At 45.4% G+C, this 15,142-nt stretch carries 11 protein-coding genes; 6 read left to right on the forward strand and 5 right to left on the reverse strand.

Going from position 1 to position 15,142, the window contains the following annotated elements; translation table 11 throughout:
- Positions 1-76 precede the first annotated feature (76 nt).
- A complete protein-coding gene (locus HYN59_RS07775; RefSeq protein WP_108777735.1) occupies positions 77-1,042 on the forward strand; it encodes a GlxA family transcriptional regulator in 966 nt (321 codons plus the stop codon).
- A gap of 111 nt (positions 1,043-1,153) precedes the next feature.
- On the opposite strand, the gene HYN59_RS07780 is transcribed toward HYN59_RS07775, so the two are convergent.
- Together HYN59_RS07780 and HYN59_RS07785 are read right to left on the reverse strand one after the other, a co-directional pair.
- Positions 1,154-1,849 (reverse strand): response regulator transcription factor, encoded by a 696-nt coding sequence (locus HYN59_RS07780; RefSeq protein ID WP_108777736.1) that lies wholly within the window; start codon positions 1,847-1,849, stop codon positions 1,154-1,156.
- A complete protein-coding gene (locus HYN59_RS07785; protein WP_108777737.1) occupies positions 1,846-3,192 on the reverse strand; it encodes a sensor histidine kinase in 1,347 nt (448 codons plus the stop codon). The genes HYN59_RS07780 and HYN59_RS07785 overlap by 4 nt, the downstream gene beginning before the upstream one ends.
- Positions 3,193-3,599: 407 nt before the next feature.
- Here HYN59_RS07785 and HYN59_RS07790 point away from each other — a divergent pair, with 407 nt between their 5' ends.
- Positions 3,600-4,139 carry a carboxypeptidase-like regulatory domain-containing protein gene (locus tag HYN59_RS07790; protein WP_108777738.1) on the forward strand — a complete coding sequence of 180 codons (540 nt, stop codon included), beginning with the start codon at positions 3,600-3,602 and terminating at the stop codon, positions 4,137-4,139.
- 23 nt (positions 4,140-4,162) lie between these two features.
- Positions 4,163-6,001, forward strand: coding sequence for an outer membrane beta-barrel family protein (locus HYN59_RS07795; protein WP_108777739.1), 1,839 nt, complete (start codon positions 4,163-4,165; stop codon positions 5,999-6,001).
- Positions 6,002-6,133: 132 nt separating this feature from the next.
- On the opposite strand, the gene HYN59_RS07800 is transcribed toward HYN59_RS07795, so the two are convergent.
- On the reverse strand, positions 6,134-6,691 hold the full coding sequence (locus HYN59_RS07800; protein WP_108777740.1) for a dihydrofolate reductase family protein: 558 nt from the start codon (positions 6,689-6,691) through the stop codon (positions 6,134-6,136).
- A 461-nt stretch (positions 6,692-7,152) separates the two neighbouring features.
- Here HYN59_RS07800 and HYN59_RS07805 point away from each other — a divergent pair, with 461 nt between their 5' ends.
- Complete coding sequence (locus HYN59_RS07805) at positions 7,153-10,272, forward strand: T9SS type B sorting domain-containing protein (protein ID WP_108777741.1); 3,120 nt, start codon at positions 7,153-7,155, stop codon at positions 10,270-10,272.
- 113 nt (positions 10,273-10,385) lie between these two features.
- Here HYN59_RS07805 and HYN59_RS07810 read toward each other — a convergent pair whose 3' ends face one another.
- Positions 10,386-10,835 (reverse strand): thioredoxin family protein, encoded by a 450-nt coding sequence (locus HYN59_RS07810; RefSeq protein ID WP_108777742.1) that lies wholly within the window; start codon positions 10,833-10,835, stop codon positions 10,386-10,388.
- 66 nt (positions 10,836-10,901) lie between these two features.
- Positions 10,902-13,148: a TonB-dependent receptor gene (locus HYN59_RS07815; protein ID WP_108777743.1), complete on the reverse strand. Its 2,247-nt coding sequence runs from the start codon at positions 13,146-13,148 to the stop codon at positions 10,902-10,904.
- A 188-nt stretch (positions 13,149-13,336) separates the two neighbouring features.
- Here HYN59_RS07815 and HYN59_RS07820 point away from each other — a divergent pair, with 188 nt between their 5' ends.
- Complete coding sequence (locus HYN59_RS07820) at positions 13,337-14,137, forward strand: helix-turn-helix domain-containing protein (RefSeq protein WP_181369531.1); 801 nt, start codon at positions 13,337-13,339, stop codon at positions 14,135-14,137.
- Between the two features lie 192 nt (positions 14,138-14,329).
- Positions 14,330-14,992, forward strand: coding sequence for a hypothetical protein (locus HYN59_RS07825; RefSeq protein ID WP_108777745.1), 663 nt, complete (start codon positions 14,330-14,332; stop codon positions 14,990-14,992).
- Positions 14,993-15,142 lie beyond the last annotated feature (150 nt).

Here is a 15,142-nt window from a genome sequence, read left to right on the forward strand (position 1 = left end):
GATGCTGTGCTAAAAAGTCATCGTTAGGGGGTGTTTAAGACAAAAACAAGTATATTTGTTATCCAACATTTGCGCCATGAAATTAGGAATACTATTGACGAAAGACCACCGCCTGCTGAGTGTAGCAGCATTGCTCGACGTATTTGAAACTGCCAACCGTTTTTATCAGGAAGACGGGCAGCAACCGCTATTTGCCATCGACCTGCTCCATTTGCCGGAGCACGACAGCATTTCCTTTCCCGGGCACAGGGCAGTACAGGCAACGGAAGGCGCTAAATACGACCTGCTGCTTATCCCATCGTTCAACCATGACGGGATAGGGGAGTCGCTCCGTGCCAATATGGGCTGGGTGCCGTGGCTGCAAAACCAGTATAAGGAAGGTGCCGCAATAGCCAGTTTCTGTACCGGGGCTTTTGTGCTTGCCGCAACGGGATTGCTGGATAACAGGCCTGCGACCACCCATATCAATGCCGAAGCCGCCTTCGCGAAATTGTTCCCCCTGGTTCAGCTACAGGCTGAAGCTGTTGTAACCGAAAAAGACCGCATTTACACCAGCGGGGGCGCGACAAATACCTTCCACCTGCTGATGCTGCTGCTCGAAGTGTATTGCAGCCGCAAAATGGCGGTAAGGGCAGCGAAGGTTTTTTCCATCGACCTGGATCGCAACCGGCAGACGTACTTCGGGACGTTCACTCCGGCAGAAGACCATGGCGATGAGCTTGTAAAACAGGCGCAGGAGGAAATAAAAAAGAAATTCAGCACTGCCAATACCATAGAAGAGCTCATCACTGATTTGCCCGCCAGCCGCCGCAACCTCGTGCGCCGCTTCAAGCAGGTCACCGGTATCACCCCAATAGAATACCTTCAGAAAACCCGCATTGAGGCCGCTAAGCAAATGTTGGAACAATCGCGCCACAGCATACTAGAAGTGATGCTTGAATCAGGCTATAACGACCTGAAGACCTTCCGTTCCCTATTCAAAAAGAATGTAGGCATGACACCGAAAATGTATCGGGAGAAGTTTAGCGGGCAGATGGTTTAGGGGAGATTATTAGATTGTTGGATTTTTAGACTGCAAGATTTAGATGGTGATAATTGATACAGTCCAAAAATCTAATAATCTAATAATCTAATAATCCAACAATCTAACAATCTATCGAACCATAAACTCCAATCCCAACCCGCGATACCCCGTAATAGATATAGAAGCATCCTCACTAAAATACTTTCGCAGCCTGCTGATGAACACATCCATGCTGCGGCCGGAAAAGAAATCATCACTGCCCCAAACTTCCAGTAATATGTCCTCGCGCTTCAGCATCCTGTTCCGGTTTTCGAAAAGGTATTGGATCAGGTGTGCCTCGCGCTCGGTAAGCCGGTGCGTTATGGTCGAGTGGGTAAGTGAATAGTTGGAACTGTCAAATATATAGCTGCCGATAGCCATTTTTGTCCCGCTTTTTTCATTGACTGCTACTGGGGATGAACGCCGGCTCCTCTTTAAAATATTCGTAATACGCAGTACTAGCTCATCGGCTTCAAATGGCTTTACCACATAATCGTCGGCACCCAGCTTCAGGCCTTTTATCTTGTCTTCCTTCATGCCTTTTGCGGTCAGGAATATCACAGGCGTTTCAGGGTAGGCGGCAATGATGCTTTCGGCAAGGGTAAAGCCGTCCATCTTTGGCATCATCACATCAAACACACAAATATCGGGTTTCGTTTCAGGATACAATGTCAATGCCTCGGCACCGTCTTTGGCCCACGTCACTTTAAATCCTGAAATTTCAAGGTACTGCCGTAAAATGCTGGCATAATCAAAATCGTCTTCGGCTAAAAGGATATGCTTCATGCCTGCGGAATTGAAATGGTGAATGATGATCCCCTGCCCTTATCGCTTTCGATCCTGATAATACCCTTATAGGCATTGATGATCTGCTTTACGTAATACAACCCAAGGCCAAGTCCTTTTGCCGTATGGATATTTCCTTTCTCTACGCGGTAGAATTTGTCAAAAATCAGTTTGTGCTCTTTTTCGGCGATACCCATGCCATTATCCGACACGGTTATTATAGTTTCCTTATCCGTTTCAGACAACGCGATCTTTATCGTATCGGCGCCATACTTCACTGCATTGTCAAGCAGATTCGCAAATATTGTCCCCAAATGGAACTTATCCATATAAATAGCAGTAGCATTCATTTCGCACTCAATAGTTATTTCGGGATGCGAAAGCGCAAAGTCGCTTATCATATCCTGCACTTCCTCGCAGCTTATCGGTTGTGCCTGGCCGGTTTCTATTCCCGTTGTGAGCGATGCTTCCGTAACCTGTGCAAATAACTTCTGCATGCGCCTGTTCTGCCTTTCGATGATAGCAATGGAATTCCCAAACTGCTCCTCGGTAAGCATGTTGTCTTTTCTTTGGAGCGTTTTCACGGCAATGTCAAGCGCCCCGAGCGGGGTCTGGAATTCGTGCGTAATGTTGTTGATGAAGTCGGTCTTGATGTCGGCTATCTTCTTCTGCGTGATGAGATTCTTTATCGAAAGATAAAAGAGCGCTACTACAAAAACAAGCAGCAGTACCGAGAATATAAGCAGTCCCGACATCCGTGCAAAAACCTGCTTTTCCCAATTGGCAATGCTGTAATAGCGGGTAGTTACCACTTCAAAGGCGCTTTCGGGCGCGCCGATGCCCAACCGCTTTGTAGCATCACGCCACGTAGACTGCGAGGCCTTACTTTCCACTACATTTTGCGTATTGGTGCCGTAAAGAAGCATTTTTCCAGTGAAAATAGTATCCGCAGGCTTGGTGGTGTCTTTGCATACAAGTGCTGAGGTGACATAATTAGTATAAGTAACATTGTAGTTGTCCAGGGCGGAATCTTTCGCGATGCACTGCTGTATCTCTCCCGACAGCGAATCAGACATTCCTTTCATAATCCTCGGGTAATCGGCGCGCGTTACTTTGCCTTCCGTATAGTCGCTCATGAACTGCTTGGTTTTGCGCATCCATTTATGATTAATGGTATCCAGCTCGCCTGTAGTCTCCAGCCTCAGCAATTCCTGTGTGATCTTCGCATTGGCTTCCTTCGCATAAAGCTTGTAGGTATTGTAAATGAAATACCCCTGTATCGGCGCGAGGGCCGCGACGGTAATAACGCATCCTGCAATAAGGAAATAGATCTTTCGCTTCATAAATGCAAAACTATGGTTTTTAATTATTTCACTGCTAAAAACAATAGGCTGTTAACCGAGCATTAACCGAAAGGTTGAAATTCCAAAAGACAAATACTAAATAACAAAACCGTTCAATTAGAAAAGTTAGAATAGGAAGCTATTTAATAATGACACACCCCTGGCCCCTCTCAAGAGGGGAACAGCTACACTCATGCCGACGCAGTACCGCTTTTGGGGTTCGGGTAAGCACATCAGAGTGTTCCCCTCTTGAGAGGGGTTAGGGGTGTGTTGAAGCTCAACCCACAACCCCAAACCCCAAATCCCAAACCCCAAACACACAACCCTCATTAACCCTCCGTTAACCCAGCATTAACCTCCCCATCCAGTGTGTTTTCAGAGATTTGCACCAAATCAATCATTCATCCATGAGTTCATCATCAATCATCAAAATTTTATTTGCGTTAGTTTTCCCGATTTTATGCTCCGCCCAATCAGCGGGGCTTTCGGGTAAAGTATTCGATCCTTCAAACAAACCTTTGGCATTTGCCGATGCCGTTGTGCTTACAGTGCCGGACTCCACAGCTTATAAAGCCACGTTTACGGATGAGGCCGGGCGCTTTGAGTTTAAAGGCTTGGCTCACGGAAATTATGTCCTGAAAATAAGCACCATTGGCTATGCCGATTATTTCACGTCCATATCATTGACAGGAAACACAGTATTGCCCAACATTGTGCTGAAAGAAACCGCAACGCAGCTCGGCGCCGTTGTGATCAATTCCAAAAGGCCTATAGTCAACCGCAAGATAGACCGCTTGGAATTTGACGTGGGAAATTCCATTCTTTCTTCCGACAATGCATGGGAGATATTGCGTAAAACCCCGGGTGTGAATGTTACATCGGGCGGGATCTCGATACGCGGCAGCAACAGTATATTGGTAACCATAAACGATAAAAAGTCTACCTGACGGGAACTGAGCTCAAGAACCTGTTGGAAAACACCGACGGGGGGAATATAAAGTCGGTTGAGGTAATCACCACACCGCCATCAAAATATGAGGCGCAGGGCAGCGCCGTGCTCAACATTAAAATGAAGAAAAGCACCAACGAAGGCTACAAAGGCAATGTGGCCGGGGCTTATGAGCAAAGCATGTACCCGAAAGGCGTGGTATCCAGCAACCATTATTACAAGGGTAACCGCCTTTCGGCCTATGGCGGATACATGTTCGGGTCCGGGCACTACTATGGCAGGAACTATGCAACGGTAAAATACAAGGATGAGAGCGGGAATGTGTCCTCGGTCTGGAAGATCAGGGAGCAGGCCTTTTATAATGCCACTTCGCAAAACAGCTTCAACCTTAATATGGAGTATCAGGTAGACAGCCTCAATACAGTAGCTGTGGGAGGCAATAGTTTTTTTAGTATGAAAAGCACGGCTAACATTGATGTCCCAACCTATATTTATGATGGCAATGGTGTACTCGATTCCCTTTACCACACCAAAACCCGCCGCGATTACCCGCAGAAGAACAATACCCTTAACGGCTCTTTCGAGCATAAGTTCAGGAAAGGAAAGCTTGTATTTATGTCCGATTATACAAGGCATTACTTCAACCAGTCGCAGGACGTGAACACGCTTTTTTCATTGCTCGGTGACGCGCCCTACCGCTCCCAGTTGCTGGCCAGTGAGGATAACCGCCGCATCAGCCTTTTTTCGGCGCAGGCTGATTATAGCGGCACTGCAGGCAAGTATAACTTTGAGACAGGATTGCGCTATGGCAATGTGGATGCGAAGAATAATTTTGACTATGAGCAGCAGGTTAATGGTCAACCGGTCGCTATCAATGGGCTTACCAATGAGTTCCTTTATAACGAATCGGTTTATGCAGGCTATGCCGGGCTTGACAGGGAAATAGGCAAATGGGGGCTCAAAGCAGGGTTGCGGGGCGAATATACGTCGCTGGAAGGCAGGGCGGTAACCACTGCCGAGGTGAACCGACAGGAATATTTCAAGCTGTTCCCAACACTGTATACGCTTTACAAAGCTTCAGATGATCACCAGATAGGGGTATCGTATGGCAAGCGGATCAGCAGGCCGCCGTATTCCTACCTCAATCCGTTCCGCCTTTACAGCACGCCTTATGCGTATGTTACGGGCGACCCGCACCTGCAGCCGGCCATTACGCACAATTTCAGCCTGCTCTATACACTAAAGAACAGGCACAATTTCGACCTGTACTACCGTTATGAAAAAGACCCTTCACTTGAGGTGATGATACAGGATTATACTACCAATACCATCATCAGCAAGGTGACCAATATCGATCACAATTTTGTAGCCGGGCTCGATTATAACAGCAACCTGGAGCTGAAGCCGTGGTGGCAAACCGGGATACAGATAAGCACAATGTATAAGGAAGACACATTCCAGGGAGCAGATGGCAGCCTGCAAATTAACAGCATTGTAAGCTTCTTTGGCTATATGAACCATCGGTTTACGCTCGACAAGAAAAAGACATGGAGTGCCGAAACAGGATTTTATTATGCTTCGCCGGGCGTGTCAGGAGCATTTACATTTGGGGATATGTCCAGCCTGTCAGCCAGTTTCAGGAAGACCTTCCTGAACGAAAAAGCAGAACTCTCACTTATCTTCTCTGATATTTACAGGGGTGAAAAGCAAACCACAACAGTGCGTTATGCCAACCAGGACAGAAAAGCATATTCCTATAATGATACACAGAATTTCCGTATCCAGTTCCGCTACCGTTTTGGCAACCAGAAGCTGGGCGACAAGCAACGGCGCGAGGCAGATGAGAAGGGAAGGTTGTAGATTCGTAAATATTGACACCGGAAATATCTAAAGAAGAACGAAATGTCACATTGAGCGCAGTCGAAATGCGGCATTTTCGTTCTTCTTGCTTCTCGACTGCGCTCGAAGCGACAATAGTGGCGTAATCTTATATTACTCCTTCACATACCGTAGCGCCATATGCCCCGATTGAAAAACCTTTGATCCGGCAAGCTTTAACTGCAACTGTTCAGGCAGGCTGATGTCATCGAAAAGCCGCCTTCCTTCTCCCGCAATAACAGGATGGATCATAATGTGGTATTCATCAATCAGCCCAAGCTCCATAAGTTGTGTTGGGATGTCTACACCGCCGGTTACAATAGCTTTGCCTTCTTCCTGCTTCAGCTTAAGCACTTCCTCCCGCAGCCCTTTTTGGAATATCGTAGTTTTGTCTCCACCTGCCTTCTCCAGTGTCTTAGAGAAAACGACGATCTTACCTACAGCGTCGAATGCTTTTGCAAATTCATCCATTGACATTGATCCCGAAGGGTTTTTTGCGATATCCGGCCAGAAAGGAACCATCAGTTCATAGGTTTTGCGCCCGTAAACAAGCACGTCAGCTTCCCGCATCAACTGTGTAAAATACGCATGCACCTCTTCATTGGCATTTCCTTTGGTGTGGTCGCAGCACCCATCCAGGGTGACATTGATCCCGAAGATCAGCTTTCTCATATTTTGTTTTGTTTTTAATTGTTTCCCTGCTTCTCAAAAATAAAATATTCTATGTAGAGATTGGGCTTGCTAAAAAGACAACTAAAGGTGGGTTTCGGGACAACTCCAAATGTAATGTAGTACTTAAAAAATACCTTAATAACGGTACATCATTTTGATAGTATAATATTTATAGATTATTTTTATTGTGACACCTGTTACTGAAAAATAATGCTTTTATAATTTTTTACTAATAAAACTATGTATTTATAAGAAAATTCTTCAGCGAAAACGTTTACACCACCTTTACATTACTACATCAAACCTGAACTTGACATACACAAATAGCCTGTATGTTCTATGTTCAGGAATCAACATGCAGGTGGTTTAGCTGAAAAACAGGGATGTATAGTTTTTATATCATCAAAGTTAAATAAATGTGAAAAACAAGACTATTTTTGTAGTCTACAATTTTACCAATTATGAAAAGAGGACTACGATACTTATTCGGAAGAACACATTTTTTATTCTTTTTGCTGATGATAGGGAGCGCTAACCTGAGCGCGCAGATATTAACCAACGGCAACTTCGAAAGCGGAGGCAGCGGCGTTGGTTTTTTTGTACACGATTATACCCTTATCAATCCGGTTAACGGGACGAGCAATCCGGGCTTTTATGCCAGGACTAAAAATCCGGCTCTTATGAACTCTACTTATAATGCCGGTGGCGACCATACTACAGGTACAGGCAATATGCTTGTTTTTGACGGTTCTAACCAGGCTAACAGGTACTTTTGGACCACAGGGGATACCGGTGGGGCGATAGGCGGCTTTACGGCAGGTACAACTTATACGTTCAGTTTCTGGATAAAATCGGTATCAAATGCTGTTACTACAGATGACGCTACAAGGGCCAGCATTGGCATTTTCATGGTAAATGCCAACAACATGAACCCGGCCAACCCCAATTTTTTGGCGCCTCTTCCGTCTGAAGGATGGGTAAACATACAGTATTCTTTCGTGGCTACGGCTAATAACGTAATGGTACGCTTAAAGACGAACAACGCAGGCCCGATAGGGAACGATTTTGCGGTAGATGATTTTTCAATTACTGTGGGGGCGCTTCCGTTTGTGGGGTCATATACTTCGCTTAACCCTACCTGTCCTACGAGTACAGACGGCTCTATTACCGTAAACCTGGCAGGAGGTACTTTGCCTTACACAGCATACACGCTTACAGGTTCGGCAACTATGTCAAATAATTCCGGGATATTCAATGGGCTTGGCGAAGGTACCTATAACGTGAGCGTTTCAGATTCTGCCGGGCATACTTTTACCCAGACAGGAATTGTACTGGAAGCGCCAAACAACCTGGTGCTGAGCGCGCCGGTAACCGCTTGCCCCGGAGACACAACGCCATTGACAGTATCGGGAGGAACAGGTGCGTATACCTGGACGGCAAGCCCGGCTGACATCTCTATCACAAACCCGAACAGCGCTACGCAAAACGTAAGCCCGTCAGTAACTACAACCTATACGGTTACGTCGGGAACGGCTTCTGCCCCGGTAAATCTTATCCAGAACAGCGATTTCTCACTCGGCAATGCTGCTTATATAACGGAATACCTTCAGGTAGCCGACCCGAACCCATTCGGTATTCAGACTTCCTACAATATTGTAACCAACCCTAATGCATGGTTTACGGCATTTTCTGCCTGTGGAGATAATACAACAGGCAGTGGCAACATGATGGTTTTTGACGGTGCGACCAATTCGGATGCGAATGTTATCGCCTGGAGCAACCAAACCCCGGTTGCCGTAACCCCTAATACCGATTATACATTTACGTATCATGTCGCTTCGGTATCTGCCGACAGCCCTGCAAGACTCGAAGTGTTCATTAATGGCGTTTCGCAGGGAGTTCCTGTAACGGCACCGGGTACGCCTTGTGTATGGAACGAGGTTTCGTATAACTGGAACTCCGGCTCCAACACTACTGCCACCTTTGTTATTATCGACAAGAATGTTGCCGACTACGGAAACGACTTTGCCCTTGATGATATTACCTTCAGGGAAGCTATTACCTGTGTGTACCAAAAATCGGTAACCGTTACAGTAGCACCGGGTGTAACACCAACATTTAATGCGGTTGCCCCGATATGTGCCGGCGAAACTTTAGCTACCCTTCCAACGACTTCTACCAATGCAATTACCGGAACATGGTCTCCGGCGTTAGACAATACAACGACAACAACTTACACTTTTACCCCAGACGCAGGACAGTGTGCAGCCACCGCTACATTAACGATAACGGTAAACCAGCCAACCACTGTACCAACGTTTGCTGCTGTTGCCCCAATTTGTGCAGGCGATACTTTAGCAGCGCTTCCAACAACTTCTGATAACGGAATTACCGGAACATGGGCCCCTGCGTTGAACAATACGGCAACAACGACCTATACATTTACACCGGCAGCAGGGCAGTGTGCCGCAACAGCTACGCTTACCATAACGGTTAACGACCCTGTAATGCCTACCTTTGCAACCGTTGCGCCAATTTGTGCGGGTGAAACACTAGCTGCTTTGCCAACCACATCAAACGAGGGAATAACAGGAACATGGTCACCCGCTTTGAACAACACTGCAACAACAACGTATACTTTTACCGCAGCAGCAGGGCAGTGTGCATCCAACACCATCATGACAATTACGGTTAATGCTCCTGTGGCATCTACCTTTGCCTCAGTTGCTCCAATTTGTTCAGGTGAGACATTAGCAGCATTGCCAACAACATCTATCGAAGGATTTACAGGCATATGGTCGCCTGCGCTGAATAATACAGCAACGACAACGTATACATTTACACCGGATGCAGGGCAGTGCGCTTCAAATGCGACATTGACAATAACCGTAAACCAGCCTGTAGTGGCTACCTTTGCGGCAGTTGATCCGGTTTGCGCCGGAAGTGCTATAACCGCATTGCCAACAACGTCTATCGAAGGCTTTACCGGAACATGGTCGCCTGCACTGGATAATACTGCAACTACAACCTATACCTTTACACCGGATGCAGGACAGTGTGCCGCAGCCGCTACGCTGACAATAACGGTAAATGAGCTTCCTGACTTCACAATCTCAGAAGGCTGCGAAGGAAACAATTACACCTTAGCGGCTGTTCAGGATGATGCTTCAAATTCACAGTATGCATGGTATAATACGGGCGGTACGCAGATAGGAAGCGGGTCTTCTGTAGTGATTACGGCTCCTGGCGTATACGAACTGGTTATTACCAGGGGAGGATGCAGCAACAGCGAAACTATCAACGTGCTTTCAACAACATGTTTTGGAGAGATCCAGAGAGGTATTTCGCCAAACCATGACGGACTAAATGACTTTTTCGACCTTGAAGCTTTTGATGTAAAACAGCTCCAGATATTCAACCGTTACGGAATGAACGTATATACTAAAGCGAACTACCAGAACGAATGGTACGGACAAAGCGATAATGGCAATGAACTGCCAGATGGTACATATTTCTATGTGATTGACTTTGCCGATTCAACGAGCAAGACAGGCTGGATATACAGCAACAGGCAGCACTAGGATATCGAATTTAAATAATAAAAATGCCGCATTAAGCACGAGCTGATGTGGCATTTTTGTTTTCATACTATGGGTTTAGCGTAACAAAACAAAAGATTATTCTAAATGCCGGACTATTGATTAGACAGCAACGCTTTTAATTGTTCTGCTTCTACTAACCCATTATGCTTGCCGATAAATTTGTAATTGCTGTCAAGTAGCACCCACGTAGGATAACCGTCTTTAGGGTTGGCCAAAGCGGCGGCAAGGCTCTGCATACCGCCACTCCCGTTACCTAAGAACCGGTACTCCCGATTGTTGAAGAGAATGGTTTTCCGCGATTCGGCATCCAGTTCTACGAAGTAGCATTTATCTGCTAACAGCTGCTGCAATTCCTTATGGCTTTCTATTTTCTTGTCCTGGATCCTGCAGACAGAACACCATGTAGTATATACTTTTACCAGTATAGGCCTGGGCTCGGTACCCAGTTTTTGCGGCAGGTCCTCAAAAGTGACAGTGTAGCTTTTTTGGCCGTAGCCAATGGCCATTGTAAGCAATAAAAGTAGGGATATTATAATTTTCATATTGTTTTAAACCCTTTTTTGGTGCCTGGTGAAGTTCAATAATAAATAAAAATAATCAATAATAAATCAAAGTAAATTGTACCTCACTCCCAGAAACACCCTACGTCCCTGCATCGAAGCATAGTTATAGCTTGGGTCGAATGTGTAGCCGTTAGGATTGTTCACCGGGTCGTCCACATGTTTGTCGAACGGGTCGAACGGGCGGAGTATAGGGTCTTTCGGTACGAAGTCGAACAGGTTTTTTATACCTCCGTAAAACTCCAGGCCGTAGTCGAATTTCTTAGTCATCTGGATATTGGCAATACAAAACCAGGGAGAATATTCCGGACGGTAATCGTTCGGCAGTATGGGCAGCCGCATCGGGCCGTACCAATTCGCGGTCAGGTCGATGCTCACGCCTTTACGGAATGTATATGTGCTTATCAAGTTACCCGACCATTTTGGTGCGTGCAGCTGCTGGCTTCGTACTGCACCGTTGCCTTTATCTTCTATCTGGAATACGTCCATGTATGATATTCCCGCCATCACTTTTAGTGGAAAGGTAAATGTCAGGTCGGTATTCAGCGATACGCCCTGGGAAATGGCATGTCCTTTCAGGTTGTCGTAAATGATCTTGTCCGGATCAGTGTCAAAGTCCCCCACGATCTTATTGGTAAAATAAGAATAGAAGCCGGTAACGTCAAACCCCAGGAAGAAACTCTCCGTTGGTATTTTCAATATATAATTTAGATTCCCGTTGTATGACCGTTCCGGCTTCAGGGCTTCGGCGATTACCACATCACGGGCGCCGGTAAGCGCGGCATGGTCTTCGGTAAAAAGGTTCACCACCCGGAAACCCGTCCCGAAACTGGCGCGTATAGTATTATTAGCGTTCGGCGAGAATTTATACGCAGCCCTTGGGGAATGTACACCTCCATGGTTCTTATCATAGTCAAAGCGGTAGCCGCCTAACAATTTGTGATTGTCGTTCAGGTGCCATTCGTCCTGTATAAAAACACCGGGCAGGGGAGTGCGCTGCGGTTGGTTTGAGGTACCGTCAGCCGACGCGGTGGCAGGCGTGTTGTCGTCATATTCCGTATAACGGAATGCTGCGCCCAGCAAAAAAGTATGGCCCTCTCCAAACTGCTTATCCCAGTACGTCTGCACAAAAGCCACCTGTTGCGTAGCCATATAGGGAGTGTACCCATAATAAGAGTTCTGGTCGTGCCAGTTGTAGGAGAATTGCGTGAATATCCGCTCTGTAGCCGGCAATTGATAAAGGCCTATCATCTCGGCACGCTTAGTGTAAATGCTCTCACCGTAAATGCTGTCGCTGCCCCGCCACTTTTTGCTCCAGTTGAGCTCGCCGCCCCAGCGGTCTTCATATACATACCGCCCCGCCAGGCTGAATACCCGGTTTTCTTCCCTTTCAAAATTCCATTTGTTGAAGACAGAGATGCGGTTCTGTTGCGTTACATCGGTAAAATTGTCTCCATTTTTGTCTGCCCTGTGGTTGTAATTGAAATAATTAAGGCCGAGCAGTGAGGTGGCCTTTCCGGTATTGATCTTCACCGCACCATCCATGCTGAGCTCGCCCCAACTCGTAACAAAAGTATCCGCACTTATTATTGGTGCTTTCACAGGCGACTTGGTTATTACATTGATGATGCCGCCCATTGCTTCCGATCCGTAGAGTGATGATGCCGGGCCCTTTACCACTTCAATACGCTCCACAATGCTATTGGGTATACCGCTAAGCCCATATACGGTAGACAGCGCACTTACTATCGGCATGCCATCGATCAGGATCATTGTATAAGGCCCTTCCATCCCATTAATATGAATGTCGCCCGTATTGCACACATTGCAGTTGAGCTGGGGCTGCACGCCGTTTATCATCCCAACAGCTTCGAATAGGCTGGCAGTCGGGTTCTTTTTAAACAGCTTTGGCGTGATGATCTCTACGGGTATGGGGCTTTCGCTGCGGCTTACCTCTTTCATGGTGCCGGTTATCACGACTTCTTCAAGCGCGAGGTTGTCTTCTTCCATAACAATAGTTAATAGTATTGCTTCAGGTTTATCTATTGCTATTTTTTTTCGAATGGTTTTGAAGCCGACAGCGCTGAAAATAATTTCGTAATTGCCGTAAGGAATGTCTTTTATAAAATAATTGCCATCCTCATCTGTTGCAAGGCTGTAGCCAATGGGCGACACAATGATTGAGGCAGCGGGGATACCGTCGTGGCCGTCGGTTACTTTTCCTGAGACAGCTCCGGTTTGGCCATAAAATGACAGTGAACTAATTAGTAATAGCAGTTGTGTCCAAATTTTCATTATCTAAACTTTGAGTTAGTACCGCAAAATTATAAATTTAGTTTAGACTAAATATTATTTATGTATTTTTTAATTTTTATTTAGATGATATAAAAATATCTGTTTTAATTAAAATTTGTTATTTTTATCGAAAAGGGTGAGAATTGAATAAAGGAGATTTTATAACGGTACGGCCTAAACATGAAATAGTGGCGAAGCATATTGACTACTACTATTTTCATTCGTCTGATGATGAGGGTTTTGATAATAAATTCACCTTTTATCCCAATTACAAGCACGCGCTTACCATCTACAAAAATTCAGATCTTCTTTTTACGGAAAATACTTCTGTAATACGGCCTTCAGAAAAAGAAACCATTGGTACATATTATTCAATCAATACAGGCAGCAGTTTTTCGGTAGACCTTGAAGGGAAGTTTTACAAGATAGGTGTCGTTTTCAACCCGCTGGGACTGAATCATTTTCTGGATAAGCCGTTATCAGATGCCTTTGAACCTGCTTTCGGGCCGTTCCGTTATTTCGGGAAACCTTTGGAAGAGGTCGTTACCCAAATTTCAACCCTTCAGGATGCCGCTGCTAAAGCCGCACTGCTCGACTCATTTTTCAGCAAGGCTTACTGCGGGTTTAATGAAACTGCCGTAAAGCGCGCCGTACAGGAGATACTCAATTCCAATGGTACTGTAAAGGTAGAAGAGCTGTCGGATAGCATAGGGGTCAACCGCAAAACGCTGCTGAGGCTGTTCAAAAAACACCTGTGCTGCTCGGTGGAAGAATACAAAAAAATGGTAATGTTCCGCAATGCGCTCAACTATTCGCAGCAGGCGGGCGATGATACCACACTTACCGATGTTGCACTTTACAACTACTACTACGACCAGGCGCATTACATCAAGCACTTCAAATCGGTAACAATGCATTCGCCAAAAACGCTGCTGTCAAAGCTCACACACCTTGGCAATCAAGATGTGTACTGGAATTTTGAAGAATAGTTTGATGAAAATTAAGTTTTCGGAAAAAATTATTGCTGTCCCAATTTTACAATTTTTTTCCTTCTCCCTGCTGCAACTTTGCACTATAAACCAACACATCAAAATTATGTTTAAACTGGTTTTTAGTGCCATAGAAGTAACTATACATTTTATTTTAAATCATTAATCAATCATCTAATCAAAATCATCATCATGAAAACAATCCGATTTTTATTCTTTTTTATTGCAGCAACTGCATTTGCACAGGAACAAACCGAAAAAGAAGGGTTTAAGGCCAGTTGGTATTACGGTATAGGTATTACCGGAAATACAGGGTACACTATCAGCGATAAACTCCTCGAGGCAGGGGTTAAGCGTGTCCCCGATGTAATGCCCGCAATAGTTGTTGGCTGGAACGCCGCATTTTCCAAAAAGTTCTGGATGAATGCTGAGTTTGGGGCATCAGGGCTTTTTCGTAATAAAAAGAAAGATGGATCTCAGCTTATACAGGCGCCATTTAGGTTTAGGGTGAATTATGTAGCAGTTGAAAAGGAAAAGTTTTCCGTTTCTGCGGGCGCCAATTTCAGCATCGTAGGGAACGATCTTTCGGTTTGGTCGCAAGATGCGCAAGTTGATATTGATAACCTAAATCCGGATAACGCTTCGGGTTACATAAGGCTGCGCAATACATCATACTTTGTAGGCCCTGCTGCTACATTCCGCCTTATTGACAAAGGCCGTACATTTTTGTCCCTTACTATGGGCTATGACTTTGCGGTATCTAACAGCAAATGGAAATCGGATTATGTAAAGCTCAACGGCACTGTTAAAGAAAACGGCAGCCAGTTTTTTGCCAATCTCACATTGCCATTTTAAATAGATTATCCTGTATGACTCATTACCTCCCTTCATACGACGGGAGGTATTTTAATTTTAAGCCCTTTACGAATACACTTCAACAATTATTAAAATTATAAAAATCGTAATTAAATGTAAGAAAATATATCTAAATAATGTGTTAAAGTA

Origin of the sequence: Flavobacterium album (genome assembly GCF_003096035.1) — a bacterium.
Taxonomy (GTDB): domain Bacteria; phylum Bacteroidota; class Bacteroidia; order Flavobacteriales; family Flavobacteriaceae; genus Flavobacterium; species Flavobacterium album.

Excerpts from the sequence above, each read along its gene's own strand:
- HYN59_RS07775 (WP_108777735.1), top strand. The coding sequence starts at position 77 with ATGAAATTAGGAATACTATTGACGAAAGACCACCGCCTGCTGAGTGTA.
- HYN59_RS07780 (WP_108777736.1), bottom strand. The coding sequence starts at position 1,849 with ATGAAGCATATCCTTTTAGCCGAAGACGATTTTGATTATGCCAGCATT.
- HYN59_RS07785 (WP_108777737.1), bottom strand. The coding sequence starts at position 3,192 with ATGAAGCGAAAGATCTATTTCCTTATTGCAGGATGCGTTATTACCGTC.
- HYN59_RS07790 (WP_108777738.1), top strand. The coding sequence starts at position 3,600 with ATGAGTTCATCATCAATCATCAAAATTTTATTTGCGTTAGTTTTCCCG.
- HYN59_RS07800 (WP_108777740.1), bottom strand. The coding sequence starts at position 6,691 with ATGAGAAAGCTGATCTTCGGGATCAATGTCACCCTGGATGGGTGCTGC.
- HYN59_RS07805 (WP_108777741.1), top strand. The coding sequence starts at position 7,153 with ATGAAAAGAGGACTACGATACTTATTCGGAAGAACACATTTTTTATTC.
- HYN59_RS07810 (WP_108777742.1), bottom strand. The coding sequence starts at position 10,835 with ATGAAAATTATAATATCCCTACTTTTATTGCTTACAATGGCCATTGGC.
- HYN59_RS07815 (WP_108777743.1), bottom strand. The coding sequence starts at position 13,148 with ATGAAAATTTGGACACAACTGCTATTACTAATTAGTTCACTGTCATTT.
- HYN59_RS07825 (WP_108777745.1), top strand. The coding sequence starts at position 14,330 with ATGAAAACAATCCGATTTTTATTCTTTTTTATTGCAGCAACTGCATTT.